At 66.9% G+C, this 23333-nt stretch carries 23 protein-coding genes and 1 pseudogene; 18 read left to right on the top strand and 6 right to left on the bottom strand.

Translation table 11 applies throughout. The features are described 5' to 3' along the window. The first annotated feature begins 275 nt into the window (after positions 1 to 275). The 6 genes and pseudogenes from DSD28_RS05115 to DSD28_RS05090 form a co-directional block, all read left to right on the top strand. The gene (locus DSD28_RS05115) at positions 276 to 1037 is read left to right on the top strand and encodes an amino acid ABC transporter ATP-binding protein (protein ID WP_205536174.1); all 762 of its coding nucleotides are present in this window, start codon (positions 276 to 278) and stop codon (positions 1035 to 1037) included. After that, the gene (locus tag DSD28_RS05110) at positions 1034 to 1678 is read left to right on the top strand and encodes an amino acid ABC transporter permease (RefSeq protein ID WP_119255265.1); all 645 of its coding nucleotides are present in this window, start codon (positions 1034 to 1036) and stop codon (positions 1676 to 1678) included. The genes DSD28_RS05115 and DSD28_RS05110 overlap by 4 nt, the downstream gene beginning before the upstream one ends. Continuing rightward, a complete protein-coding gene (locus DSD28_RS05105; protein ID WP_119255264.1) occupies positions 1678 to 2340 on the top strand; it encodes an amino acid ABC transporter permease in 663 nt (220 codons plus the stop codon). Before DSD28_RS05110 ends, DSD28_RS05105 begins: the two co-directional genes overlap by 1 nt. Before the next feature lie 23 nt (positions 2341 to 2363). After that, a complete protein-coding gene (locus tag DSD28_RS05100; protein WP_119255263.1) occupies positions 2364 to 3203 on the top strand; it encodes a substrate-binding periplasmic protein in 840 nt (279 codons plus the stop codon). Between the two features lie 64 nt (positions 3204 to 3267). Further along, on the top strand, positions 3268 to 4035 hold the full coding sequence (locus DSD28_RS05095) for an aspartate/glutamate racemase family protein (protein WP_119255262.1): 768 nt from the start codon (positions 3268 to 3270) through the stop codon (positions 4033 to 4035). Then, a pseudogene (locus DSD28_RS05090) lies at positions 3972 to 4328 on the top strand (electron transfer flavoprotein subunit alpha/FixB family protein); the annotation flags it as partial. The gene DSD28_RS05095 and the pseudogene DSD28_RS05090, both read left to right, overlap by 64 nt. A gap of 48 nt (positions 4329 to 4376) precedes the next feature. Here DSD28_RS05090 and DSD28_RS05085 read toward each other — a convergent pair. Further along, entirely contained in the window at positions 4377 to 4844 is a 468-nt protein-coding gene (locus DSD28_RS05085) for an Lrp/AsnC family transcriptional regulator (protein WP_119255261.1), read from the bottom strand. Between the two features lie 121 nt (positions 4845 to 4965). On the opposite strand from DSD28_RS05085, the gene DSD28_RS05080 reads away from it, so the two are divergent. Continuing rightward, positions 4966 to 6249, top strand: a complete 1284-nt coding sequence (locus DSD28_RS05080) for a cystathionine gamma-synthase family protein (RefSeq protein WP_119255260.1) — start codon at positions 4966 to 4968, stop codon at positions 6247 to 6249. Between the two features lie 60 nt (positions 6250 to 6309). Here DSD28_RS05080 and DSD28_RS05075 read toward each other — a convergent pair whose 3' ends face one another. Together DSD28_RS05075 and DSD28_RS05070 are read right to left on the bottom strand one after the other, a co-directional pair. Next, on the bottom strand, positions 6310 to 7350 hold the full coding sequence (locus DSD28_RS05075) for a glutamine synthetase beta-grasp domain-containing protein (protein ID WP_119255259.1): 1041 nt from the start codon (positions 7348 to 7350) through the stop codon (positions 6310 to 6312). A gap of 234 nt (positions 7351 to 7584) precedes the next feature. Beyond that, a complete protein-coding gene (locus DSD28_RS05070) occupies positions 7585 to 8406 on the bottom strand; it encodes an AraC family transcriptional regulator (protein WP_119255258.1) in 822 nt (273 codons plus the stop codon). Positions 8407 to 8460: 54 nt separating this feature from the next. Between DSD28_RS05070 and DSD28_RS05065 the strand changes: the two genes are divergently transcribed. Beyond that, the gene (locus tag DSD28_RS05065) at positions 8461 to 9417 is read left to right on the top strand and encodes a DMT family transporter (protein WP_245424751.1); all 957 of its coding nucleotides are present in this window, start codon (positions 8461 to 8463) and stop codon (positions 9415 to 9417) included. Between the two features lie 12 nt (positions 9418 to 9429). Here the strand turns inward: DSD28_RS05065 and DSD28_RS05060 are convergent, their stop codons facing one another. Together DSD28_RS05060 and DSD28_RS05055 are read right to left on the bottom strand one after the other, a co-directional pair. Continuing rightward, complete coding sequence (locus DSD28_RS05060) at positions 9430 to 10323, bottom strand: phosphotransferase (protein WP_119255257.1); 894 nt, start codon at positions 10321 to 10323, stop codon at positions 9430 to 9432. 8 nt (positions 10324 to 10331) lie between these two features. Continuing rightward, on the bottom strand, positions 10332 to 11318 hold the full coding sequence (locus DSD28_RS05055; RefSeq protein WP_119255256.1) for a bile acid:sodium symporter family protein: 987 nt from the start codon (positions 11316 to 11318) through the stop codon (positions 10332 to 10334). Positions 11319 to 11407: 89 nt separating this feature from the next. Between DSD28_RS05055 and DSD28_RS05050 the strand changes: the two genes are divergently transcribed. The 5 genes from DSD28_RS05050 (at position 11408) to DSD28_RS05030 (ending at position 16611) form a co-directional block, all read left to right on the top strand. Next, the gene (locus DSD28_RS05050; RefSeq protein WP_119255255.1) at positions 11408 to 12301 is read left to right on the top strand and encodes a LysR family transcriptional regulator; all 894 of its coding nucleotides are present in this window, start codon (positions 11408 to 11410) and stop codon (positions 12299 to 12301) included. Positions 12302 to 12502: 201 nt separating this feature from the next. Then, positions 12503 to 13612, top strand: coding sequence for a phytanoyl-CoA dioxygenase family protein (locus DSD28_RS05045; protein WP_162911256.1), 1110 nt, complete (start codon positions 12503 to 12505; stop codon positions 13610 to 13612). 85 nt (positions 13613 to 13697) lie between these two features. After that, positions 13698 to 14642, top strand: a complete 945-nt coding sequence (locus DSD28_RS05040) for a sugar ABC transporter substrate-binding protein (protein ID WP_119255253.1) — start codon at positions 13698 to 13700, stop codon at positions 14640 to 14642. Positions 14643 to 14713: 71 nt separating this feature from the next. Further along, positions 14714 to 15835, top strand: a complete 1122-nt coding sequence (locus tag DSD28_RS05035) for an ABC transporter permease (protein ID WP_119255252.1) — start codon at positions 14714 to 14716, stop codon at positions 15833 to 15835. After that, the gene (locus DSD28_RS05030) at positions 15835 to 16611 is read left to right on the top strand and encodes an ATP-binding cassette domain-containing protein (RefSeq protein ID WP_119255251.1); all 777 of its coding nucleotides are present in this window, start codon (positions 15835 to 15837) and stop codon (positions 16609 to 16611) included. Before DSD28_RS05035 ends, DSD28_RS05030 begins: the two co-directional genes overlap by 1 nt. Positions 16612 to 16791: 180 nt before the next feature. Here the strand turns inward: DSD28_RS05030 and iolE are convergent, their stop codons facing one another. After that, a complete protein-coding gene (iolE, locus tag DSD28_RS05025) occupies positions 16792 to 17691 on the bottom strand; it encodes a myo-inosose-2 dehydratase (protein ID WP_119255250.1) in 900 nt (299 codons plus the stop codon). Between the two features lie 151 nt (positions 17692 to 17842). Between iolE and DSD28_RS05020 the strand changes: the two genes are divergently transcribed. From DSD28_RS05020 to DSD28_RS05000, 5 genes are all read left to right on the top strand, one after another. After that, a complete protein-coding gene (locus tag DSD28_RS05020; protein ID WP_119255249.1) occupies positions 17843 to 18958 on the top strand; it encodes a Gfo/Idh/MocA family protein in 1116 nt (371 codons plus the stop codon). Between the two features lie 17 nt (positions 18959 to 18975). Then, complete coding sequence (locus tag DSD28_RS05015) at positions 18976 to 19950, top strand: Gfo/Idh/MocA family protein (RefSeq protein ID WP_119255248.1); 975 nt, start codon at positions 18976 to 18978, stop codon at positions 19948 to 19950. A gap of 127 nt (positions 19951 to 20077) precedes the next feature. Further along, positions 20078 to 21514: an NAD-dependent succinate-semialdehyde dehydrogenase gene (locus tag DSD28_RS05010; protein WP_119255247.1), complete on the top strand. Its 1437-nt coding sequence runs from the start codon at positions 20078 to 20080 to the stop codon at positions 21512 to 21514. Between the two features lie 11 nt (positions 21515 to 21525). Continuing rightward, positions 21526 to 22341, top strand: a complete 816-nt coding sequence (locus DSD28_RS05005; protein ID WP_119255246.1) for an HpcH/HpaI aldolase family protein — start codon at positions 21526 to 21528, stop codon at positions 22339 to 22341. Then, on the top strand, positions 22342 to 23331 hold the full coding sequence (locus DSD28_RS05000; protein WP_119255245.1) for a hydroxyacid dehydrogenase: 990 nt from the start codon (positions 22342 to 22344) through the stop codon (positions 23329 to 23331). Positions 23332 to 23333: the final 2 nt, after the last annotated feature.

Here is a 23333-nt window from a genome sequence, read left to right as displayed (position 1 = left end):
GCGGCATAACTTCAGGTTTGGCGAGTGTGCAATTTTTTCTGCCTGCTCAGCATGTGTCAGAGTGTTAACATCCGTTGAAATAACAAGGGAACACGGCCGAAACGGATCATCCGGCGGCCATTTGCACGAAAGAGCGGTTCGGAGGCGACCAGCCCGTCAGGCTGGCGCGCAGAGGCCGCTTTATGGGGGGACATGATGGTCTGCTTGAAGCCATCCTTTATCTTCGAAGCGAAGGTCGGCCGCGTTGCGGACGGAGCGGGGCATAACCTGAAATGATGCCAGCCTCCGACAACGTGCTCATTCGCCTCACATCCCTCAGCAAGCATTACGGCAGCCATACGGTTCTCGACGGCATCGATCTCGAGGTGCGCTCCGGCGAAGTGCTCGCCATCATCGGGCCGAGCGGGTCGGGCAAGAGCACGCTCCTGCGCTGCATCAACTATCTCGAGCCGCCGGACGGCGGCACCATCTCCATCGGCTCCATGACGATCGACGCCGCGCGGCCGGTGGGGCGGCCGGAGCTGTCGGGCCTTCGCCGCCGCGTCGGCATGGTGTTCCAGTCCTTCAACCTCTTCCCGCACATGTCGGTGCTGCGCAATGTCAGCCTCGCGCAGGAGCGAACGCTCGGCCGCAGCCGGGCAGAGGCCGACGAGCGCTCCATGCAGCTCCTCAAGCGCGTCGGCCTTGCCGACAAGGCGGGGCAGTTTCCCGTGCGGTGTTCCGGCGGCCAGCAGCAGCGCATCGCGATTGCCCGCGCGCTCGCCCTCGATCCGGAGATCATGCTGTTCGACGAACCGACCTCGGCGCTCGACCCGGAACTCGGCCTCGAAGTGCTCGCCGTCATGCGGGAACTTGCCGAAAGCGGCATGACGATGATCGTCGTCACCCACGAGATGGGCTTTGCCGAGAATGTCTCCGACACGGTCATGATCATGGCCGACGGCAACATCATCGAGAAGGGGCCGTCCAAGGACGTCATGCGCAATCCGCGGGAGGAGCGCACGAAGCGCTTCCTGCGCGCGGTGCACGACCGATGAACGCGGCGGACTTCGTCCCGCTGCTGCGGGGCCTCGTCTGGACCGTCGCGCTCACCGGCGGGGCGTTCCTCATCGGCGCCGTGCTCGGCGTTCCCCTGCTCGCCGCGCGGCAGAGCCGGCTCTGGCCGGTCCGCTTCCTCGCCATGACCGTCATCCAGATCGTGCGCGCCATCCCGCCGATCCTCTGGCTCTTCATCATCTTCTTCGGCCTCGGCATGAGCGTCATGCCGATCAATCCCTTCAATGCCGCGCTGATGGGCCTCGGCCTGATCGCGGCCGCGAACATGGCGGAAATCTACCGCGGCGCCGTCGCCTCCATCCATCACGGCCAGTGGGAAGCCTCCGCCGCGCTCGATCTCGGCCGCTGGTCGACCTTCCGCGACATCGTCGCGCCGCAGGCCTTCCGCGTCGCGCTGCCCTCCGCGGCAAGCTACCTCATCGGCCTCATGAAGGAGACCGCGGTTGCCTCGACCATCGGCGTGGCCGAGCTTGCCTATCAGGGCAACCAGCTCTCGCAGCTCACCTTCCGGGGGCTTGAGGTCTTCGCGCTGGTCGGCCTGTTCTACGTGCTGCTGAGCCTGCCCATCGCCTGGCTCTCGCGCGTCGCCGATGGTTATCTCCGGGCAAAGGTGGCACGCTGATGTTTCCGACCCAAGACGAAATCGCCGCCTGGCTGCCGGACCTTCTGGGCGGCCTTTCCATCAGCCTCCAGGTGACGGCGCTCAGCCTCGCTATCGGCATTCCCTTCGGCCTCGTGCTGGCGCTCGGGGTGCTGGCAAAGAGCCGCTTCCTGAAGGGGCTCAGCCTCTTCCTGGTCGAGGTCGGCCGCGGCGCGCCCGCGCTGGTGCTGCTGCAGTTCATCTATTTCGGCCTGCCGACGACCGGGCTCACACTTGGCTCCTTCTCGGCCGCGGTGATCGCGCTTGCCTGGAATACCGGCGCCTATACCAGCGAGATCATCCGCGCCAGCCTGCAATCCGTCGCACATGGCCAGCGGGAGGCGGCCGAAGCGCTCGGCCTCAACCGGTTCGACGAGCTGCGCTACGTGCTGCTGCCGCAGGGACTTCGGGTTGCGCTGCCGGCGCTGCTCGGCTTCTCGATCCTCATCTTCCAAGGCACCTCGCTCTGCTTCACCATCGCTTTGCCGGAGCTGGTGAGCCGGGCCTATGAGATCGGCTCGACCACCTTCCGCTACTTCCCGGCGCTTCTCGCCGCGGGCGTGCTCTATGCCGCCATTTCCATTCCCGCCGCTCTTCTCGTCAATCACGTCGAAAGGCGCGCCGGCCTCTACGCGCAACGTTGAAACCAAGCTGAAAGGACACCTGCATGCCGAAAATCACGACCACCACGCAGTTCCTTCTTGCCGGCATCGCCGGCCTGGCCCTTTCGGCCGGGATCGCCTCTGCCGAGGATTGCACGCCGAAGCACCAGTTCTCCACCATCGAGGCCGGCACGCTGACGGTCGCCGTCACCACCTTCGTTCCCCATTCCTTCGTCGATGACAGCGGCACCATGAAGGGCATCGATGGCGATATCGCCGCCGAATTCGCCAAGCGCGAATGCCTGAAGGTCAAGGCCATCGCGGTCGATCCGGCCGCGGCCATCCAGTACGTGCTCTCCGGTCAGGCCGACATCACTACCGGCGACTGGTACCGCACGGCCGAGCGCGCCAAGGTCATGAGCCTTTCCGCCCCGCTCTATACCGACCAGATGGGCATCTATTCCAAGGAAGGCTTCAAGAACGTCTCCGACCTCGAAGGCAAGCAGGTCGGCACGGTTCAGGGCTATCTCTGGGTCGCCGACCTCAAGGCCATGCTGGGCGGCTCGCTGAAGCTCTACCCGAACTCGGTCAACATGCAGCAGGACCTGTCCTCCGGCCGCATCGATGTGGCGGTGGACGGCTATTCGACCGGCGTCGTCGCGGCGCAGAAGGGCGCGCTGGGTGACGTCAAGGTCAATGTCGCCGCGCCGGACGACCGCGTGAAGGCGACCAAGGAAGCCGCGCAGGCGGCCTTCCCCTATGCGTTGAGCGCCAAGGAATTCGGTGTCGCCCTCGACGCCGCGATCACCGACATGCATGCGGACGGCACGATCGTGACCATCCTCAAGTCCTACGGCCTTGACGGCACCGCCGCCGAGACCGGCGCGCCGCGCCTCGTCGAGTAGGCCATAAAGCGGGGGAGCGCGGCTCCCCCGTCCTTCCTGACATGATTATCTGGAGATACCAACGATGACTGTCTACACGGTCACGCGGCGGACGCAGTCGTGGTACGGCGAGCAGATCGGCATCCTCATCCTCGACGCGGCCTATCCTTGCGTGCCGGGAAATGTCGGCAATGCGACCACCTATGATTATCCGGTGCGGTTCCAGGAGGTGCGCGGCGCCTCGATCGACCGGCTGCTGAACCAGCGCGACCCGGCCCTCAAGGAGGTCTTCGTGGAGGCGGCGGTCGAACTGCAGAACCGCGGCGTCAAGGCGATCACCGGGGCCTGTGGCTTCATGGCCTATTTCCAGGAGGAAGTGGCGGCGGCCGTCGACATTCCCGTCTTCCTCTCCAGCCTCATGCAGATCCCCTTCATGCATGCGCTCTGCGGCGGGCGCGTCGGCGTCATCACCGCCAATGCCTCCCGGCTGACCCGCCGACACTTTTCCGCCTGCAATGTGGGTGATCACGTGCCGCTCGCCATTGCCGGCATGGAGGAGCAGACGGAGTTCCGCGAGGCGATCCTCGAAGAGCGCGGCACGCTGGATTCGGCGGCCATCGAGCGCGAGGTGACGGAGGTCGCCCGGCGGCTCGTCGAGGAGAATCCCGATGTGCGGTCGATCCTGCTCGAATGCAGCGACCTGCCGCCCTATGCCCATGCGGTCCAGGCGGCGACCGGCCGGCCGGTCTTCGACTTCATCACCATGATCAATTATGTGCAGCAGAGCACGGCGCGCCGATCATCATCTCGGGCGGCCGTGCGCTCGGCTCGTCTGAAAAATTCCAGGAAGTGATCCTGCCTGTCGCCGACAAGCTGGGTGCCGCCGTCGGTGCGTCGCGCGCGGCCGTCGATGCCGGCTATGCGCCGAACGACTGGCAGGTCGGGCAGACGGGCAAGGTGGTTGCCCCGCAGCTCTACATCGCCTGCGGCATCTCGGGCGCCATCCAGCACCTTGCCGGCATGAAGGACAGCAAGGTCATCGTCGCCATCAACAAGGACGAGGAGGCGCCGATCTTCCAGGTCGCAGACTACGGCCTCGTCGGTGACCTCTTCGAAATCCTCCCGGAGCTTGAGAAGGCGATGTAATGGCAAGGGGCGCTCCGAGGCGCCCCTTTTTAAATCTGTTGCCTACTGTCAGCCGCCCTGGAACCGTCGCGCCTTGATCGTGTTCATCACGAAGCTGGTCTCGATGGTGTCGACGCATTTCAGCTTGGCAATCTTGTCCTTGATGAAGCGCTCGTAATGGTCGAGGCCGGCGCTCATGACGGTCAGCACATAGTCGCGCGCGCCGGTAACGAGTTGGCATTCGATCACCTCGTCCCAGCCCTTCACGGCCTCCTCGAACATGCGGATCTCGTCCTCGTGCTGGCGGCTGAGGCGTATCGAGGCGATGGCGGTCATCGTCCAGCCCTCGACTGCGGGATCGACGATGGCGGCATAGCCGCGGATGATGCCGGTCTCCTCCAGCCGCCGCAGCCGGCGCAGGCAGGCCGAGGCGGAAAGGCCGACCCGCTCGGCCAGCTCGTTGTTGGCGACGCGGGCGTCGGCCGCCAGTTCCCTGAGGATGCGGCGGTCGATGCCGTCGGCAATTTTCTGCGACATATTCCCGAAATCTCCGCAGGATATTGCTTTCAGAAACAGCAAGGCGCCGGAAATAGCAAGAATGCGCCACGGGATTTGATATAATTTGCCGTCAAGACCTTCACCGCCAAGGGAGAGTTCCATGACCGCGCCGCATCCGCCCCGAACCCATATCGGCAACCACGCCCTGCATCCCGAGACGCAGATGCTGAACTACGGCTACGACCCCGAGCTTTCCGAGGGCGCGGTCAAGCCGCCGGTGTTCCTGACCTCCACCTTCGTCTTCCGCACGGCCGAGGACGGCCGCGATTTCTTCGACTACGTTTCCGGCCGCAAGGAGCCGCCGGAGGGCAGGGGCGCCGGCCTCGTCTATTCCCGCTTCAACCATCCCAACAGCGAGATCGTCGAGGACCGCCTTGCCGTCTACGAGCGCACGGAAAGCTGCGCGCTGTTCTCCTCGGGCATGTCGGCCATCGCGACGACGCTGCTCGCCTTCGTGCGGCCGGGCGATGCGGTGCTGCATTCGCAGCCGCTCTATGGCGGCAGTGAGACGCTGCTCGGCCGGACCTTCCGCGATCTCGGCGTTACGGCGGTGGGCTTTGCCGACGGCGTCAGCGAGGCGTCGGTGACGGCCGCCGCCGAGGCGGCCATGCAGAAGGGCCGCGTTTCCGTCATCCTCGTCGAGACGCCGGCCAACCCCACCAACAGCCTCGTCGACATCCCGATGATCCGGCGCATTGCCGAGACGATCGGCGAGCGGCAGGGCCACCGGCCCGTCGTCGCCTGCGACAACACGCTGCTCGGCCCGGTCTACCAGCGGCCCATCGAGCATGGCGCGGATATCTCGCTCTATTCGCTGACGAAATATGTCGGCGGCCATTCGGACCTCATCGCCGGCGCGGCGCTCGGGGGCAAGGCGGTCATGAAGCCGGTCAAGGCACTGCGCGGGGCCATCGGCACGCAGCTCGACCCGCATTCCTGCTGGATGCTCGGGCGCTCGCTGGAAACGCTGCAGATCCGCATGGAGAGGGCGAACGGCAATGCGGCCGCCGTCGCGGAGTTCCTGCGCGGCCATCCAAAGGTCGAGGGCATCCATTACCTGCCCTTCAACGATCCGGGCTCGGCGACGGCCCGCGTCTTCGCCGCCCAGTGCAGCGGCGCTGGCTCGACCTTTTCCTTCGACATCAAGGGCGGCCAGCCGGCCTCGTTCCGCTTCCTCAACGCGCTGAAGATCTTCAAGCTCGCCGTCAGCCTCGGCGGGACGGAATCGCTGGCCTCCCATCCCGCGACGATGACCCATTCGGGCATTCCCGCCGACGTGCGCGAACGCATCGGCGTGCTCGAATCGACCATTCGCCTGTCCATCGGCATCGAGCATCCCGACGACCTGATCGCCGACCTGACCCTGGCCCTGGATCAGGCCTGATTGAAAAAAGGCCGCCACGTCCGGAGACGGGGCGGCCACGGGAAGCGCAAGCCGGAAGGATCAGGCCGCTTCGCGGCTTTCCACGTCCGTCGGGACGGTGGAGATGGTCTTCAGGATCTGCGAGGCGATCTGGTAGGGGTCGCCCTGCGAGTTCGGGCGGCGGTCTTCCAGATAGCCGCGATAGCCGTTGTTGACGAAGCTGTGAGGCACGCGGATCGAGGCGCCGCGGTCGGCAATGCCGTAGCTGAACTGGTGGATCGAGGCCGTCTCGTGTTTGCCGGTCAGGCGCATGTGGTTGTCCGGGCCGTAGACGGCGATGTGGTCGGCGCGCGCTTCGGCGAAGGCCGCCATCAGGTCCTCGAAATAGGCCTTGCCGCCGATCTCGCGCATGTAGCTGGTGGAGAAGTTGGCGTGCATGCCCGAGCCGTTCCAGTCGGTGTCGCCGAGCGGCTTGCAGTGATATTCAACGTCGATGCCGTATTTCTCGGTCAGGCGCTGGAGCAGGTAGCGGGCGAGCCAGATCTCGTCGGCGGCCTTGCGGGAGCCCTTGCCGAAGACCTGGAATTCCCACTGGCCCTTGGCGACCTCGGCATTGATGCCTTCATGGTTGATGCCGGCGGCAAGGCAGATGTCGAGATGCTCCTCGACGATCTTGCGGGCGATGTCGCCGACATTGCTGTAGCCGACACCGGTATAATAGGGGCCCTGCGGCGCGGGGAAGCCGGCGTCCGGGAAGCCGAGCGGGCGGCCGTTCTTGAAGAAGAAATATTCCTGCTCGAAACCGAACCAGGCGCTTTCGTCGTCGAGGATCGGCGCGCGGGTGTTGGACGGATGCGGCGTCTTGCCGTCCGGCATCATGACTTCGCAGAGAACGAGCACGCCATTCTTGCGCTCCGGGTCGGGATAGACGGCGACGGGCTTGAGCACGCAATCGGAGCTGTTGCCTTCGGCCTGCATCGTCGAGGAACCGTCGAAGCCCCAGAGCGGAAGCTCTTCCAGCGTCGGGAAGGCGTCGAACGCCTTGACGAGGGTCTTGCCGCGCAGGTTCGGCGTGGGCTTGTAGCCATCGAGCCAGATATATTCGAGCTTGTACTTGGTCATTTCGTTCTCTCACGTCACGCTGGTTTGCCGGGACGCCGGGCCTTGGGATCGGCCCGGCAGCCGATGCCAATGAGAAAGCAGGAAGCGTGCCAGTTCGAAATTTGGTGATGGAGGGCCCGGAAAAAGCGCTTCTTTCCGCCCACGCGAAGCCGCAACGGCGCGAGGACGCGCATGGAAGAAGCGGTTTGCACAAAAAACAGGCGGTTCGTGACGGGCTTTGAGGCAGGCGGCCGTTCAGCGGGCAGAGGCCCGGTAATCGTCCGGCGTCATCCCCGTCATCCGCTTGAACATGGCGATGAAGGAGGAGGCGTTGCTGTAGCCCAGCGCCGCGGAAATGCGCTCCACCGTCTCGCCCGCCTCCAGCATCGGCATGGCCTTGACGACGCGCAGCCGCTGCTTCCATTCGGCAAACGGCATGCCGAGGTCGCGCAGGCAGCGGCGGATCAGCGTCCGCTCGGCGGCGCCGGCCAGCCGTGCATGTTCGGCGAGGGAGCGGTTGTCGGCCGGGTCCTTCTGGAGATGGGCGAGCACCCGCTCGAGGACCGGGTCGGTGGACCAGGGCAGATAGGTGCCGACCTTCGGCGCGGCGGCCACCAGATCGACGACCACTTCCAGGAAGCGCAGATGCGCGGGGGAGCCGTGGTCCGCGTCGTCCTCTTCGCGCAGGTGTTCCAGCATCGCGCGCAGCAGGGGGCTGACCTCCAGTGCCGTGGTTTCCCGCGGCAGAGCGGCGCATAGGGCCGGTGCGACATAGAGCGAGCAATGCACGGCAGCGTGCCGGTTGAGGCCGCGATGCTCGACATCGGGCGGCAGCCACACGGCATATTGCGGCGGGGCGAGGTAATGCGCGTCGTTGAGGCTCACCTCCATCATGCCACTATAGGAATAGACGAACTCGCCCCATGGGTGGCTGTGCCGTGGATAGGTCGCATTGTCCGGCATCTGCGCCGAGCGGAAGTAAAGCGGGTGGGGAAGCGCATCGCGGAAGGGCACGTCGCGGAAATGCGCGATGCCGTCCGTCTTGCCGCCTGTCAGGATTCCGATACCGACTGTCATGAGATCGTTATATCATTCATTCCTGCCAGATGCTATGCGGCGCGGACAATCGGAGTGACGATCTTGGACAGCCGCAAATCCATCGACATCACGGCCGTCGGCCTCATGGTCGGCATCTGTCTCATCTGGGCCCTGCAGCCGATCGGCCTGAAATCGACCGCCGTCTTCGCCGCGCCCGTGCTGCAGATCGGCCTTCGCTCCGGCATCGCGGCCCTGTGCGTCCTCGCCATCGTGAAGCTCAAGGGGCAGAGGATGGAGTTCTTCGGCGGGACGGCCGGGCTCGGGGCACTCGCAGGGCTGCTTTTCGCCATGGAGTTCTTCATGGTCGGCGAGGCCCTGAAGCATACCTCCGCCTCCCATGTCGTCGTCTTCCTCTATACGGCCCCGATCTTCGCGGCCCTCGGCCTGCACTGGAAGCTGCCGTCCGAGCGGCTTGCGGCGGTGCAATGGGGCGGCATCGCGGTTGCGGCGGCGGGCATCGCCTTCGCCTTCCTCGCGCCGCAGGGCGGCGGGGAAGCGGCCGGCGGCCTCGGCGCCATGCTGTGGGGCGACGGTCTGGCGCTTCTGGGCGGCGCGGCCTGGGGCCTGACGACCGTCCTCATCCGCACGACGCGGCTGAGCGCAATCCCCGCGACCCATGTGCTGTTCTACCAGCTCGCGACCGCTTTCGTCATCCTGACGGGCGCGGCCGTGGCCGGCGGCGAGGCGGCCTTCGTTCCTACGCGGCCGCTGCTGCTCAACATCGCCTTCCAGGCGCTTGCGGTGTCCTTCCTCAGCTTCCTGACCTGGTTCTGGCTGCTGACGAAATACCGCGCCTCGCAGCTCGGCGTCTTCTCCTTCATGACGCCGGTCTTCGGCGTCGTCCTCGGCATCCTTTTGCTCGGCGAGCCGCTGACGCCGGAATTTTCCATCGGCACGGCGGGCGTGCTCGTCGGCATCATGATCGTCAGCGCCTATCCGTGGATCGGCCAGCGCCGTGCCGGCCGCAGCGCGCAAGCCGGATCGTCCTGACCCTAGAAAGCCTCAAAGGTCGGCGTCGTCGAGCAGGCGGGCAAGCGTGCTCCGGCCGAGCGCGGCCATCGCCGGATGGCTGAGGCGGTAATACCACACGAGCCCCATGGCCTGCTGGAAGGCCCAAGCCGCACCGCGCTTCCATTCGACGTTACCGGAGCCGAGGCGGACGCGGATCAGCCCGCGGCATTCCCGGTCGAAGAGATGCCAGGCCGCGACGAGGTCGAGCGCGGGATCGGCCGGCCCGAAGCCGCCGGTGTCGAGCACGCCGGCAAGAGCCTCGCCGCGCACCAGGAGGTTGGCGGGAATGAGGTCGCCATGCGTCATGCAGTCAGGGCCTGCGGCGGGCAGGAGGCGCAGCCGGTGCCACAGGGCGCGAAGGCGCGGCACGTCGAGAAGCCCCTCGCTTTTCTTGAAGCACGTTTCCATCCAGCCATCGTGGTCGGGCAGATGGCCGCCGCGTCCCGGACCGGCAAAGCGCCGGCCTTGCGTGTCCACGCGGCGAAGGCGTGCGATCAGGGTGGCGATGTCTCCGGCGAAGGCGGCGGAGGCGGCAAGCCCGTCGGGCGTCGCAACATCGCCCTCCAGCCAGCTCTGCAGCGACCAGGGCAACGGGTATTGCGGCCCCGGCGCGCCGATGCCGAGCGGGCGCGGCGCAGGAAAGGGCGAATGCGCGGCGAAGGCGGCCATGGCTTCCGCCTCGCGGCGCAGCATCGCCTCGCAGGCCACCGGCTCGGCGGCGCGCAGCGGGAACCGCGCAGCCGCATGCGCCCCGACCCGGAAAATGGCGTTCACCGTGCCGGTGGCGGCGAGCGGGATCACCGGCGCGTCGCGGTAGCGCGGGAACTGCGCCCGGATCATCGCGCCTGCGACGGTGGCGTCTATCTGGAGCTGGTCGTCATGCATCGTTTCGGTCAGGCGGTGGCCGCGCCGGCCTCGGCGGCCTTGCGCCGGTCGGCATAGAGGCGAGCGAGCCAGGCGCAGACCATGAGCTGGATCTGGTGGAACAGCATCAGCGGCAGGACGATGGCGCCGATGGACTGGCCGGCGAAGATGACGCTCGCCATCGGCACGCCGCTGGCAAGGCTCTTCTTGGAACCGCAGAAGACGGCGGTGATGCCATCCTCGCGGCGGAAGCCGAGCAGCTTCCCGCCGATGCTGGTGATGACGAGCACGGCGGCGAGCAGCAGGCAGTCGACGAGGATGAGGAGCGCGAGGTCCTGCGCCGCCAGCCGGTGCCAGATGCCCTCCGTCACCGCCTCGGAGAAGGCGAGATAGACGACCATCAGGATCGAGCCGCGGTCAAAGGGGGTGAGCAGCGACTTCTTCGAGCGCACCCAGTTGCCGATGAAGGGCTGCAAAAGCTGGCCGGCGACGAAGGGCAGGAAGAGCTGCAGCATGATCTTCCAGACCATGTCGAAGGAGACGCCGACATGCCCGCCCGCCGAGAAGAGCAGGGCGACGAGGGCCGGCGTCAGGAAGATGCCGAGGATGTTGGAGGTCGAGGCGGCGCAGATCGCGGCCGGCACGTTGCCGCCGGCAATCGAGGTGAAGGCGATGGAGGACTGCACCGTGGAGGGCAGCACGCACAGGAAGAGGATGCCGAGATAGATCGGCTCGTCGATCAGCCAGGGCGAGAACAGTCCGAGCCCGAGCCCGAGCAGCGGGAAGACCGCGAAGGTCATGACGAGGATGAAGAGCTGGAGGCGCCAGTGCAGGAAGCCGGCGATCACCACATCCGTCGAAAGGCGCGCGCCGTGCAGGAAGAACAGGAGCGCGATCGCCACATTCGTGGCGACGGAGAACCATTCCGCCGGCACGCCGGAGATCGGCAGGAGCGAAGCGAGGACGACGGCCCCGATCAGGAGCCAGGTGAACGTATCGGGAAGAAGGCGCTTCATGTCTTTCGGCAATGTTGGTCTCGACAGGCCTTCCAGTTTAGCTATCCTGTTTTGCGATGCAATCGATAACGCTTATCGAGGTTCGTGATATGCTTGATCTCGTGCAGCTCCGCAGCTTCGTCATGGTGGCCCAGACGCGCAGCTTCACGCTCTCCGCCGAGCGGCTGGGCCTCGGCCAGTCGACGGTCAGCCAGCACCTGCAACGGCTGGAGCGCGGGCTCGACCGGCGGCTGATCGACCGCGACACCCATGCCGTCCGTCTCACCGCCGACGGCGAAGCCCTGCTTCCCCATGCCCGCCAGCTTCTGGCGCTGGAGCGCCAGGCATCCGCGCAGTTCGACACGTTCGCGCCGCGCGGCCCCTTCCGCCTCGGCATCTCGGAAGACCTCGTGAGCGGGCCGTTGCCGGGGCTTCTGGAGGATTTCATCGCAGATTATCCGTCGGTGGACCTCCAGCTTTCCGTCGCGCTCTCCAAGACGCTCACCGAGATGCAGGATCGCGGCGAGCTCGACCTCGTCATGGCCAAGCGGCGGATCGGCGAACGGCGGGGCGATGCGATCCTGCGCGAGCCGCTGGTATGGCTTGCCGGCGATCCCGAGGCTATGCTCGCCAAGCCGGCGCTTCCGCTGATCGTCTTCCCACCGCCGAGCCTCACGCGCCTCCTGCTGATGGAGGCGCTGGAGCGCAGCGGAATGCCCTGGCGGATCGTCTGTTCGTGCCAGAGCCTCAGCGGGCTGACGGCGGCCGCGCGCGCCGGCATGGGCGTGCTGGTCCAGCCGCGCAGCCTCGCGCCCGCGGGCCTTCGCGAGATTGCGCCGCCGCTCCTGCCGGCGCTGGAGGATGTGGAATTCGTGCTGGTCACCGCGCGTTCGGCCGACCACGCCACCGTCTCGGCCTTTTCCCGCAAGGTGCGCGAGCGCTTCGGCAAGGGGTTCGCCGGCCTCGCACCGGCGGAAGCGGGGCGGAAGGACGAGATTTTCTGACGCCGCCGTCGCTGGCGCGGAAACCTGCGCCGGTCACGCCTTATGTGTTGACACCGGCAAAATTTCACAATTAATATTGCAGACAGTTGATGGCTGCAATTTTTGATCTGTGCATGCGGCCCGCGCGGCCTTGGAGGGGCGGTGCGGGACCGATGGATGCTGCCGTCGGACGATCTTCGGACATCGGACAGGAGGATTTCGATGAATGATATTGCAACGGTTGTCGACCTTGCGCAATTCCGGCGCCAGGTGGAAACCGAGACGACGATGGCGATGTGCCCGACGGCGATCGCCATCGAGAAGAACATCCCCATCTATGACGGCGCTGCCGTCAACGACGGCATCGCCGCGGAATGGGCCTCGGTCATCGGCGAGGGGCCGGGCGTCTTCGTCGTCAAGCGCGCCTTCACCGATCCTGGCGCCATCGACGCGGCGAGCGAAGTGTTCCGCGCAATCATCGCCGACGAGCGGGCGGCCGGCACGGCGGCGGGCGACCATTTCGCCAAGGCCGGCGCCAACGACCGCATCTGGAACAGCCTGCAGAAGCTGTGCCTGCGCGATCCCGCCGTCTATGCCCGCTACATGGCCAACCCGGTGATCGACATCGCCTGCCGCGCCTGGCTAGGCCCCGGCTACCAGATCGCCACCCAGGTCAACCAGGTGCGACCGGGCGGCAAGGCGCAGGCCCCGCACCGCGACTACCATCTCGGCTTCATGAAGCCCGAGCAGATGGCGGAATATCCGGCCCATATCCACGCGACCGGCCCGACGCTGATCCTGCAGGGGGGCGTCGCCCATTGCGACATGCCGGTGGAGAGCGGCACGACGAAGCTGCTGCCGCATTCGCAGCGCTACCTGCCGGGCTATATCGCCGCCACGCGCCCGGAATTCCGCGACTATTTCGAGGAGCACTGCGTCCAGCTTCCGCTGGAAAAGGGCGATGCCATCTTCTTCAGCCCGGCGCTCTTCCACGCCGCCGGCGAGAACCGCACGAGCGACGTCGTGCGCATGGTCAACCTCATCCAGACGGCCTCCGCCTTCGCGCGCCACATGGAAAGCCTTGACCGCACGGCGATGGCGCGCGCAGTCTATCCGCACCTGGCGGCTCTTTCTCCGGCGGGGCGGCGGGCGGTGATCGCGGCGACGGCGGACGGTTATCCGTTCCCGACCAATCTCGACACCGACCCGCCGCTGGGCGGCCTTGCGCCGGAAAGCCAACAGGAACTGCTCGCCCGCGCCGTCGCGGAGGGCTGGGACCAGGCGCGGCTCGATGCCGCTCTCGATGCACAGGGCGCCAAGCGCGCGGCCTGAGCGGACTTAATAAGAAACAGAGGGTTACCCGCAAAGGCTTCGGGCGGGGAGCGAACAGGAAGCCAACTTCGGGAGGAAGTCACATATGAAGAAGATTCTGCAATCGCTGGCGCTCGGCGCGCTTCTGGCCACGACCGCGCTTGCCGGCGCGGCCCATGCCGACGGCGAGAAGTTCGTCTGGATCAGCCATGGACCGGACAGCGACAGCTGGTTCAACGTCATCAAGAACGCCATCAAGGTCACGAACGAGCAGATGCATGTCGAGACCGAATACCGCAACCCGCCGACGGGCGACCTTGCCGACATGGCGCGTATCGTCCAGCAGAGCTCGGCGGCCGGCGTCGACGGCATCATCGTCACCATCGCCGACTACAACGTGCTCGAAGGGCCGATCAAGGACGCCGTCGCCAAGGGCATCCCGGTCGTCACCGTCAATTCCGGCACGGTCGAGGAAAGCCAGAAGCTCGGCGCGCTGCTGCATGTCGGCCAGCCGGAATACGAGGCGGGGCTCGGTGCCGGCAAGCGTGCCAAGGAAGCGGGCGTCAAGAGCTTCGTGTGCGTGAACCACTACATCACCAACCCGGCCTCCGTGGAGCGCTGCCGCGGCTTTGCCGACGGCATCGGCGTCGAACTCGGCAACCAGATGATCGATTCCGGCATCGACCCGTCGGAAGTGCAGAACAAGGTGAAAGCCTACCTGACGGCCAACAAGGATACCGGCGCGATCCTCACGCTCGGCCCGAACTCGGCCGAACCCTCGATCCGCGCGGTCAAGGAGATGGGCCTCGACGGCGACATCTATTTCGGCACCTTCGACCTCTCCTCCGAGATCTCGGCGGCGATCAAGGACGGCACGATCAACTTCGCCATCGACCAGCAGCCCTTCCTCCAGGGCTCTATCCCGATCCAGGTGCTGACGAACTATGTCCGCTACGGCGTCGCCCCGGCCAACTCGATCTTCACGGGTCCGGGCTTCGTGACCAAGGACAATATCGCGCTCGTCGAGTCGCTGGCGGGTCAGTACCGCTGACCTGACGGTCCGTCGGGGCGCGCCGGTCGACGGCGCGCCCCGAACGATTTTCGAGGGAGGAGAATGCATTCATGACGGACGTCATTAACGGCGCGTCGAAGGACGAGCGCATCAAGCCCGTCTCGCCGCTTCGGCGCGCGCTGATCCGGCCCGAGCTCGGCGGCATCTGCGGCACCATCCTGGTCTTCCTGCTGTTCGCCATCGTCGCCGGCGACAGCGGCATGTTCGCCGCCGAGGGCGTGATGAACTGGACCGTGGTCTCGGCACAGTTCATGGTCATCGCGGTCGGCGCCTGCCTTCTGATGATCGCGGGCGAGTTCGACCTTTCCACCGGCTCGATGATCGGCTTTTCCGGTGTGATGATGGCGATCCTCTCCGTCCATCTCGGCGTGCCGCTGTGGCTTTCCATCATTGCCACCTTCGTCTTCTGCGTCTTCATCGGCGCGGTGAACGGCTGGCTGGTCATCCGCACGGGGCTGCCGTCCTTCATCGTCACGCTCGCCTTCCTCTATATCCTGCGCGGCCTGACGATCTGGGGCTCGGTCTACTTCACCCGCCAGACGATCATCGGCGGTGTCGGCGAGAAGGCGGCCGGCGACTGGCTGGCGCCGCTCTTCGGCGGCAAGATCCTGACCGGCTTCTTTGCCTGGATGGGCGAGGCGGGCTGGATCGCCACCTTCACCCGCGGCAACCGCGCCGGCCAGCCGGTGATCGACGGCGTCCCGATGCTCGTCGTCTGGGCCATCGTGCTCGTCGTCTTCGGCCACTGGCTGCTCACCCGCACCAAGTTCGGCAACTGGATCTTCGCCTCGGGCGGCGACCCGCTCGCCGCGCGCTATGTCGGCGTGCCGGTCAACCGGGTGAAGATCCTGATGTTCATGTTCTCGGCCTTCTGCGCCTGCGTCTTCGCCACCTGCCAGGTGATGGAGTTCGGCTCGGCGGCGGCCGACCGCGGCCTCCTCAAGGAGTTCGAGGCGATCATCTGCGTGGTCATCGGCGGGGCGCTTCTGACGGGCGGCTACGGCTCCGTCATCGGTGCGGCGCTCGGGGCCATCATCTTCGGCGTGGTGCAGCAGGGCCTGTTCTTCGCCAATGCCGAAAGCTCGCTGTTCCGCGTCTTTCTCGGCGTCATCCTGCTCACGGCGGTGATCATGAACACCTATATCCGCCGCATCATCACGGGAGAACGCTGATGACCGCCATCGTGGAGATGAGGAACATCCAGAAGCACTTCGGCCATGTCATCGCGCTGGCCGGCGTCTCCTTCGACATCCGGCCGGGCGAGTGCCATTGCCTGCTCGGCGACAACGGGGCCGGCAAGTCGACCTTCATCAAGATCATGTCCGGCGTCTACAAGCCGAGCGACGGCGAAGTGCTGGTGGAGGGCACGCCGACACCCTTCCACAGCCCGCGCGACGCCATGGCCGCGGGTATCGCCACGGTCTACCAGGACCTCGCGATGATCCCGCTGATGAGCGTCAGCCGCAATTTCTGGATGGGGCGCGAGCCGGAGCGGGGCATCTGGCCGTTCAAGACCTTCGATACGTCGAAGGCAGACGAGATCACCGTGACGGAGATGCGCAAGATGGGCATCAACCTGCGCGGGCCGGACCAGGCCGTCGGCACGCTCTCGGGCGGCGAGCGGCAGACCGTCGCCATCGCGCGGGCGGTCTATTTCGGCGCCAAGGTGCTGATCCTCGACGAGCCGACCTCGGCGCTCGGCGTGCGCCAGACGGCCAATGTCCTCAGCACCATCGACCGCGTGCGCAAGCAGGGCATCGGCGTCGTCTTCATCACGCACAACGTCCGCCACGCGCTCGCCGTCGGCGACCGCTTCACCGTGCTCAACCGCGGCCAGACGCTGGGCACGGCCGAGCGCGGCACGGTGGACGCCGCCGCCCTGCAGGACATGATGGCGGGCGGGCAGGAGCTCGCCTTGCTGGAAAGCTCGCTCGGCGGCACGATCTGAAAACGAGGAAAGGCGTGGCGGACGTTTGCCCGGCACGCCTTGTCGAATGTTCGGGGGCTGCGGCCCCACCCCGTTCTCCCACGTCATCCCGGACCTGAGCCGGGATCCACGCGACACCTCCCGGCGTGGATGGCCGGCCCTCAGGTCAAACCGAGGGCCGGCCGTGACGGCGGAGGGAGCTTAGCGGACCACCTCGTAACCGGCGGCCGCCATGACGCGCAGGAGTTCCTTATGGCCGATCTTCGCCATGCCGAGCGGCGGGTTGTGGGTGGGATCCTGCTCCGCCTCGACGACGAACCAGCCCTCGTAGCCATGGGAGGCGAGGCGCTTGACGATGGCCTCGAAGTCGAGGCTGCCGTCGCCGGGGACCGTGAAGGCGCCCTTGATCACCGCGTCGAGGAAGCTTTCCTTCGTGCGGTCGAGGGCTGCGATGACGGGCAGGCGGACGTCCTTGGTGTGGACATGGCTGATGCGCTTGTGGTGTTTGTCGATGACGCGCAGCACGTCGCCGCCGGCAAAGGCCATGTGGCCGGCGTCGAAGAGCAGCGGCAGGCCCTCGCCGGAATGCTTCATCAGGAGATCGAGCTCTTCCTCGGTCTCGATGGGCGCGGCCATGTGGTGGTGATAGGAGATCGGCATGCCCTGATCGGCGCACCATTCGCCGAAGGCGGTCATCTTGCGGCCATAGGCGCGGATCTCGTCCTCGGAGAGCCGGCGCTTGGTGGAGAGCGGCGCGTTGCGGTCGCCCTGGATGGTGCCGGCCGTCTCGCCATAGACGATGCAGGGCGCGCCGACCGCCTTGAACAGCGCCATCTGCGCGGCGATCCGGTCCTTCTCCGCCTCGATGTCGCCGTCGAGCAGGAGGCCGGAGAACCAGCCGCCGCAGACCTGGATGCCATGTTTTTCGAGGATGGGGCGCAGCACGGCCGCGTCCATCGGGAAGCGCCGGCCGGTCTCCATGCCGGTGAAGCCGGCCTCTGCGGCTTCGGCAAGGCAGCCTTCCAGCGAGATGTCGCTGCTGATTTCCGGCAGGTCGTCGTTCCACCATGCAATGGGGGCAATGCCAAGTCTGGCTTTCATGTTCGGGCTCCGGGCTCGCGGAAAACGGGAATGCCGGCCGCCTCCCGGCCCGGCAGGACGGTCATACAAAACAAATATTGACATTTCAATATTATTGCAAAGATAATTGCATTTGCCGGCCGCAGGAGCCGCATATCCGAGGATCAGCAGAATGAAGAAGACGCTCCGCCTTGGCCTCATCGGGTCGGGTTTCATGGGCAAGACGCATGTGTTCGGCTTTGCCGCCGCCGCGCGGGTGTTCGACCTGCCTTACGAGGTGGAACTGACCGCCATCGCCGACGTGACGATGGCGCAGGCCGAGGCCGCCCGCGCCGCGCTCGGCTTCCAGCGCGCCACCGACGACTGGCGCAGCCTCGTCGCCGATCCCGAGATCGACCTCATCGACATCACCGCGCCGAACGCGCTGCACAAGGAGATGGCGCTTGCCGCCATTGCCGCTGGCAAGCACGTCTATTGCGAAAAGCCGCTCGCCCCGCTTTCCACTGACGCGCGCGAGATGGCGGAGGCGGCCGAGAAGGCCGGCATCAAGACGCAGGTCGGCTTCAACTATCTCTGCAATCCCATGCTCGCCCTCGCGAAGGAGATGATCGCCGGCGGCGAGCTCGGCGAGATCCGCGGTTATCGTGGCCTCCATGCCGAGGACTACATGGCCGATGCCGGCGCGCCCTTCACCTTCCGGCACGATCCGGCGGGCGGCGGGGCGCTCGCCGATATCGGCAGCCATGCGCTGGCGACCGCCGAATATCTGCTCGGCCCGATCACCCGCGTCATGGGCGATTGCGTGACGATGATCGCGCAGCGGCCGGACGGCAGGGGCGGCACGCGCCCGGTCGAGACCGACGATGTCGGCCGCGCCTTCCTGCGCTTTGCGAATGGTGCGAGCGGCTCCGTCGAGGGCAACTGGATCGCTACCGGCCGCAAGATGCAGCACGATTTCGAGGTCTACGGCACGAAGGGCGCGCTCGCCTTCTCGCAGGAGCGCTTCAACGAGCTGCATTTCTACTCGACGGCGGATGCCAGGGGCCGGCAGGGGTTCCGCCGCATCGAGGCGGGGCCGGACCATGTGCCCTATGGCCGTTTCTGCGTGGCACCCGGCCATCAGCTCGGCTTCAACGACCTGAAGGCCATCGAGGTTGCAGGCTATCTGGAGGCGATCGCCGGCCTTCGGCCCGAGCCGTTCAATTTCCGTGCGGGCCTGCGCATCCAGACATTGGTGGAAACGATCCAGAAGTCCGCCCGCGCCGGAAGCTGGCTGGCGGTGGACTGAGCGAGGGAGGAAGAGCCATGAGAAGCATCGGTATCGGCGTCATCGGGGCGGGCGTGATGGGCGCGGAACATGCGCGCATCATCGCCCGCGAGGTCTCCGGCGCGCATCTTGCCGCCGTCGCCGACGCGGACCCGGCGCGGGCCGAGGCGGCGGCGCATGGCGGCCGGGCGATGACGGACCCCGAGGCCCTCATCGCCGATCCTTCGGTCGCGGCCGTGCTGATCGCCTCGCCGGATGCGACGCACCAGCGGCTCGTGCTGGCGGCGATCGCCGCCGGCAAGCCGGTGCTCTGCGAAAAGCCGCTCGCCGCCAGCACGCAGGAGTGCCTGGAGATCGTCGTGGCCGAGGCGCGCGCCGGCCGTCCGCTGGTGCAGACCGGCTTCATGCGCCGCTTCGATCCCGCCTATCGCGAGATGAAGGCGGCCGTCGACGGCGGCGCGCTCGGCGGCGTGCGCATCCTCCATTGCCAGCACCGCAATCTCGCCGCGCCCGCCTGGTTCACCGGCGCGATGGCCGTCACCAATTCGCTGGTGCACGAGATCGACGTCTGCCGCTGGCTGCTGTCGACGGAATACAGCGCCGTCACCGTCATCCCGTCTCCCGGGGGCGACCCCGCGCTCTTCGTCTTCGAGACGGAGGCCGGCAGCATCGTTTCCGTCGAGGTCTTCATGAACGCCGCCTATGGCTACCATGTCCATGCGGAGGCCGTCTGCGCGAAGGGCACGGTCGGCATGGCGCATCCCGCACCGATCCGCACCCGCCGCGACGGCGCGGAGGAGGGGGCTTTCCCGGAAAACTGGATTCCACGCTTCCGCGATGCCTACCGCATCCAGGACCAGGCCTGGGTCGACGGCATCCGCGCCGGCACGCCGCCCGCGGACGGCTCGACCGCCTGGGACGGCCTCGTCGCCACCTGCCTTGCCGACCAGATCGTCGCCGCGATGGAAACGCGCCGGCGCACCCCGCTCACACTGCCCGAAAAGCCGCGCTGAACGGGCCGGCCGGCGCATGGTGCGTTGCGGATCGCTCTTGACTTGCAATAATAATTGCTATTCTTCTGATCATGGAAATATGGGTGCGGACGCGGCTTGGGGCCGCGACCCGCATGGAGGAGATGACATGTACGGCTCATACGGTTTGTTCATTGACGGCGCCTGGTCGGGGCCGGCAAAGGGGGCTTCCACCGAGATCACCGATCCCGGCAACGGCGCGGTGCTGGGCACGGTGCCCGCCGCGAGCGTCGAGGATACGGAGCGCGCGATTTCCGTTGCAGACCGCGCCTTCCGGAGCTGGAAGGCGACGCCCGCCTGGATGCGCGCCGACCTCCTGCACAAGGCCGCCGACGTCATGGCCGTCCGGGCGGCGGAAGCGGCCCGCCAGATCACGCTGGAGACCGGCAAGCCGCTCGCCCAGTCGGGCCGCGAATGGGGCCTCGCCGTCGACCAGTTCCGCTGGTATGCCGAGGAAGCCCGCCGCATCTACGGCCGCATCGTCGAGAGCCGCGCGCCGGGCGGCCGGCTGGAGGTGTCGCACGAGCCGGTCGGCGTTGTCGCAGCCTTCACGGCCTGGAACTTCCCGGCGGCGCTGATCGCGCGCAAGGTCGCGCCCGCCCTTGCCGCCGGCTGCTCGGTTATCGTGCGGCCCTCCGTCGAGGTGCCGGGCGTGGCGATGATCCTGTTCGACTGCCTGCGCGAGGCGGGCCTTCCGGCCGGCGTCGCCAATCTCCTCACCGGCCCGACCGCCAATACCTACAAGCCGATCATGGCCTCGCCCCTGGTGCGCAAGGTCTCGCTGACCGGCTCCACCCGCGTCGGCCAGCAGATGATCCGCGACAGCGCCGAGACGGTGAAGCGCGTCAGCATGGAGCTCGGCGGCAATGCGCCGATGATCGTCTTCGACGATGCCGATCTCGACAGGGCGCTCGATCTCGCCGTGCCGACGAAATACGCCAATGCCGGCCAGGTCTGCGTCACGCCGGACCGCTTCTACGTGCACGAGGCACTGCACGACCGTTTCGCCGAGGGCTTTGCCGCCCGCGCCCGGGCGCTGAAGCTCGGCCATGGCCTCGACGAGGCGACGCAGATGGGCCCGCTGATCAACGAGCGTCGCATCGCCGCCATCGAGGAGATCGTCGCCGATGCGCGCGACCGGGGCGGAAAGATCCTTGCCGGCGGTCGCCGCCCGGCGGAGATGAATGCCGGCTTCTACTTCGAGCCGACCGTCATCACCGGCCTTCCCGACGACGCCAAGGCCATCGCCGAGGAGAATTTCGGCCCCATCGCCGCGATAACGCCCTTCTCGAAGGTGGACGAGGTCTTCGAGCGCGCCAATGCCTCGGAAATGGGCCTGTCGGCCTATGTCTTCACCCGCGATGCGGGCCGCGCCCGCGAGGCGGCGGCGCGGCTGGAGGCCGGCATGGTCGGCGTGAACAGCTTTGCGCTGGCGGCGGCCGAGGCGCCCTTCGGCGGCATCAAGGCCAGCGGCATGGGCCGCGAGGGCGGCACCGAGGGCATCCTCGACTATTCCAACGTCAAGCTTGCGCAGATGACGGTCTGAGGGAGGCATCCATGATCAGGAACGGTGTCAAGCAGCGCTGGGCGGAAGGCAGGCCGGTGCTCAACGGCTGGCTCTCCATCGCCAATTCCTTCAGCGCGGAGATCATGGCCGCGCAGGGCTATGACAGCGTCACCATCGACATGCAGCACGGCATCGTCGGCTATGACGGCGCGGTGCCGATGCTGCAAGCGATGCGGGCGAGCGGCGTGACGCCGCTGGTGCGCGTGCCCTGGCTCGACCCCGCCGACATCATGAAGGCGCTGGATGCCGGGGCCTACGGTGTCATCTGCCCGATGATCAATACCCGCGCCGAGGCAGAGCGGCTGGTCTCCTATGTGCGCTATCCGCCCGCCGGCGTGCGCAGCTTCGGCCCGAGCCGGGCGCTCTTTTCCGCCGGCCCCGGCTATGCGGCGGAAGCCGACGAAGAGATCATCTGCCTCGCCATGATCGAGACGGCGCAGGCCTATGAGAACCTCGAGGATATCCTCGCGACCCCAGGCCTCGACGGCGTCTATATCGGCCCCGCCGACCTGACGCTCGGGTTGCAGGGCAAGAAATATGCGCCGGGCTTCGACCGCCGCGAGCCAGAGATGATCGAGGCGATCAAGACCATCCTCCACGCCGCCCACAAGGCGGGCAAGCGCGCCGCGCTGCACAACGGCACGCCGGACTATGCCGCCGAGGCGGTGAGCTGGGGCTTCGATTTCGTGACCGTCTCCAACGACGTGCGCCTGCTCGCCGGCGCGGCGGAGGCGAGCGTTCGAAAGTTCCGCGAGCTGACGCAGGAAGTCGTTCCGGCAAACAAGATCGACACGGGAGGATACTGAATGCCGAGGGTTCTCGTCGCGGGCAAGATCCACGCCGACGGCCTCGCCGTCCTTCATGCTGCGCCCGGGGTGACGGTGGATTATGTCGAGGAGGTCTCGGCGGCGAGCTACGAGCCGTTCCTGCCGGCCGCCGATGCGCTGCTCATCCGCACCCAGCCGCTGCCGGCCGCCTTCGTCGAGAAGGCGCCCCGGCTCGGCATCGTCTCCCGCCACGGCGTCGGCTACGATTCCGTCGATGTCGCGGCGCTGAATGCCCGGGGCATTCCGCTCGCCGTCGTCGGCGACGTCAATTCGCGCGCCGTCGCCGAGCATGCCGTCATGCTGATGCTGGCGGCCGCGCGACGCACCGTGCTCTTCGACCGCAAGATGCGCGCCGGCGACTGGAACTACCGCAACAGCCTCGATGCGGACGAACTCGACGGGCGCACGCTCCTCATCGTCGGCTTCGGGCGCATCGGCCGGCGGCTGGCGCAGATCGCGGCGGCGCTCGGCATGGCGGTCATCGCCTATGACAGGTTCCAGGACGCCGCCGAGATCGCGGCGGCGGGCGTCACCCCGGTCGGCGACCTCATGGACGGGCTGAAGCGCGCCGACGTCGTCTCGCTGCATGTGCCGAAATCCGGCGCCGAACCGCTGATCGGTGTGGCGGAACTGGCCGCCATGAAGCGCTCGGCCGTCCTCGTCAACACGGCGCGCGGCGGGCTGATCGACGAGGCGGCGCTGCTTGCCGCGTTGAACGAGGGCCGTCTTGCCGCCGCCGGCCTCGACGTGTTCGACGCCGAGCCGCCGGCTCCGGGCGACCCGATGCTCGCCTGCGAGCGCGTCGTGCTCTCGCCGCACAATGCGGGCCTGACGGAAGCCTGCGCGCGCCGCATGGCGATTTCGGCGGCCACGAACATCGTCGACTATTTCAAGGGCACGCTCGATCCGGCGCTGGTCGTCAACCGCTCCGAGATCGCCGCGCAGCGCCTTTCGGCCGTCGGGGCCTGACC

The sequence above is a fragment of the Shinella zoogloeoides genome, from assembly GCF_003574625.1.
Taxonomy (GTDB): domain Bacteria; phylum Pseudomonadota; class Alphaproteobacteria; order Rhizobiales; family Rhizobiaceae; genus Shinella; species Shinella zoogloeoides_A.
The sequence above is the reverse complement of the archived record's forward strand: the minus strand, read 5'-3'. Positions and strand labels throughout refer to the sequence as shown.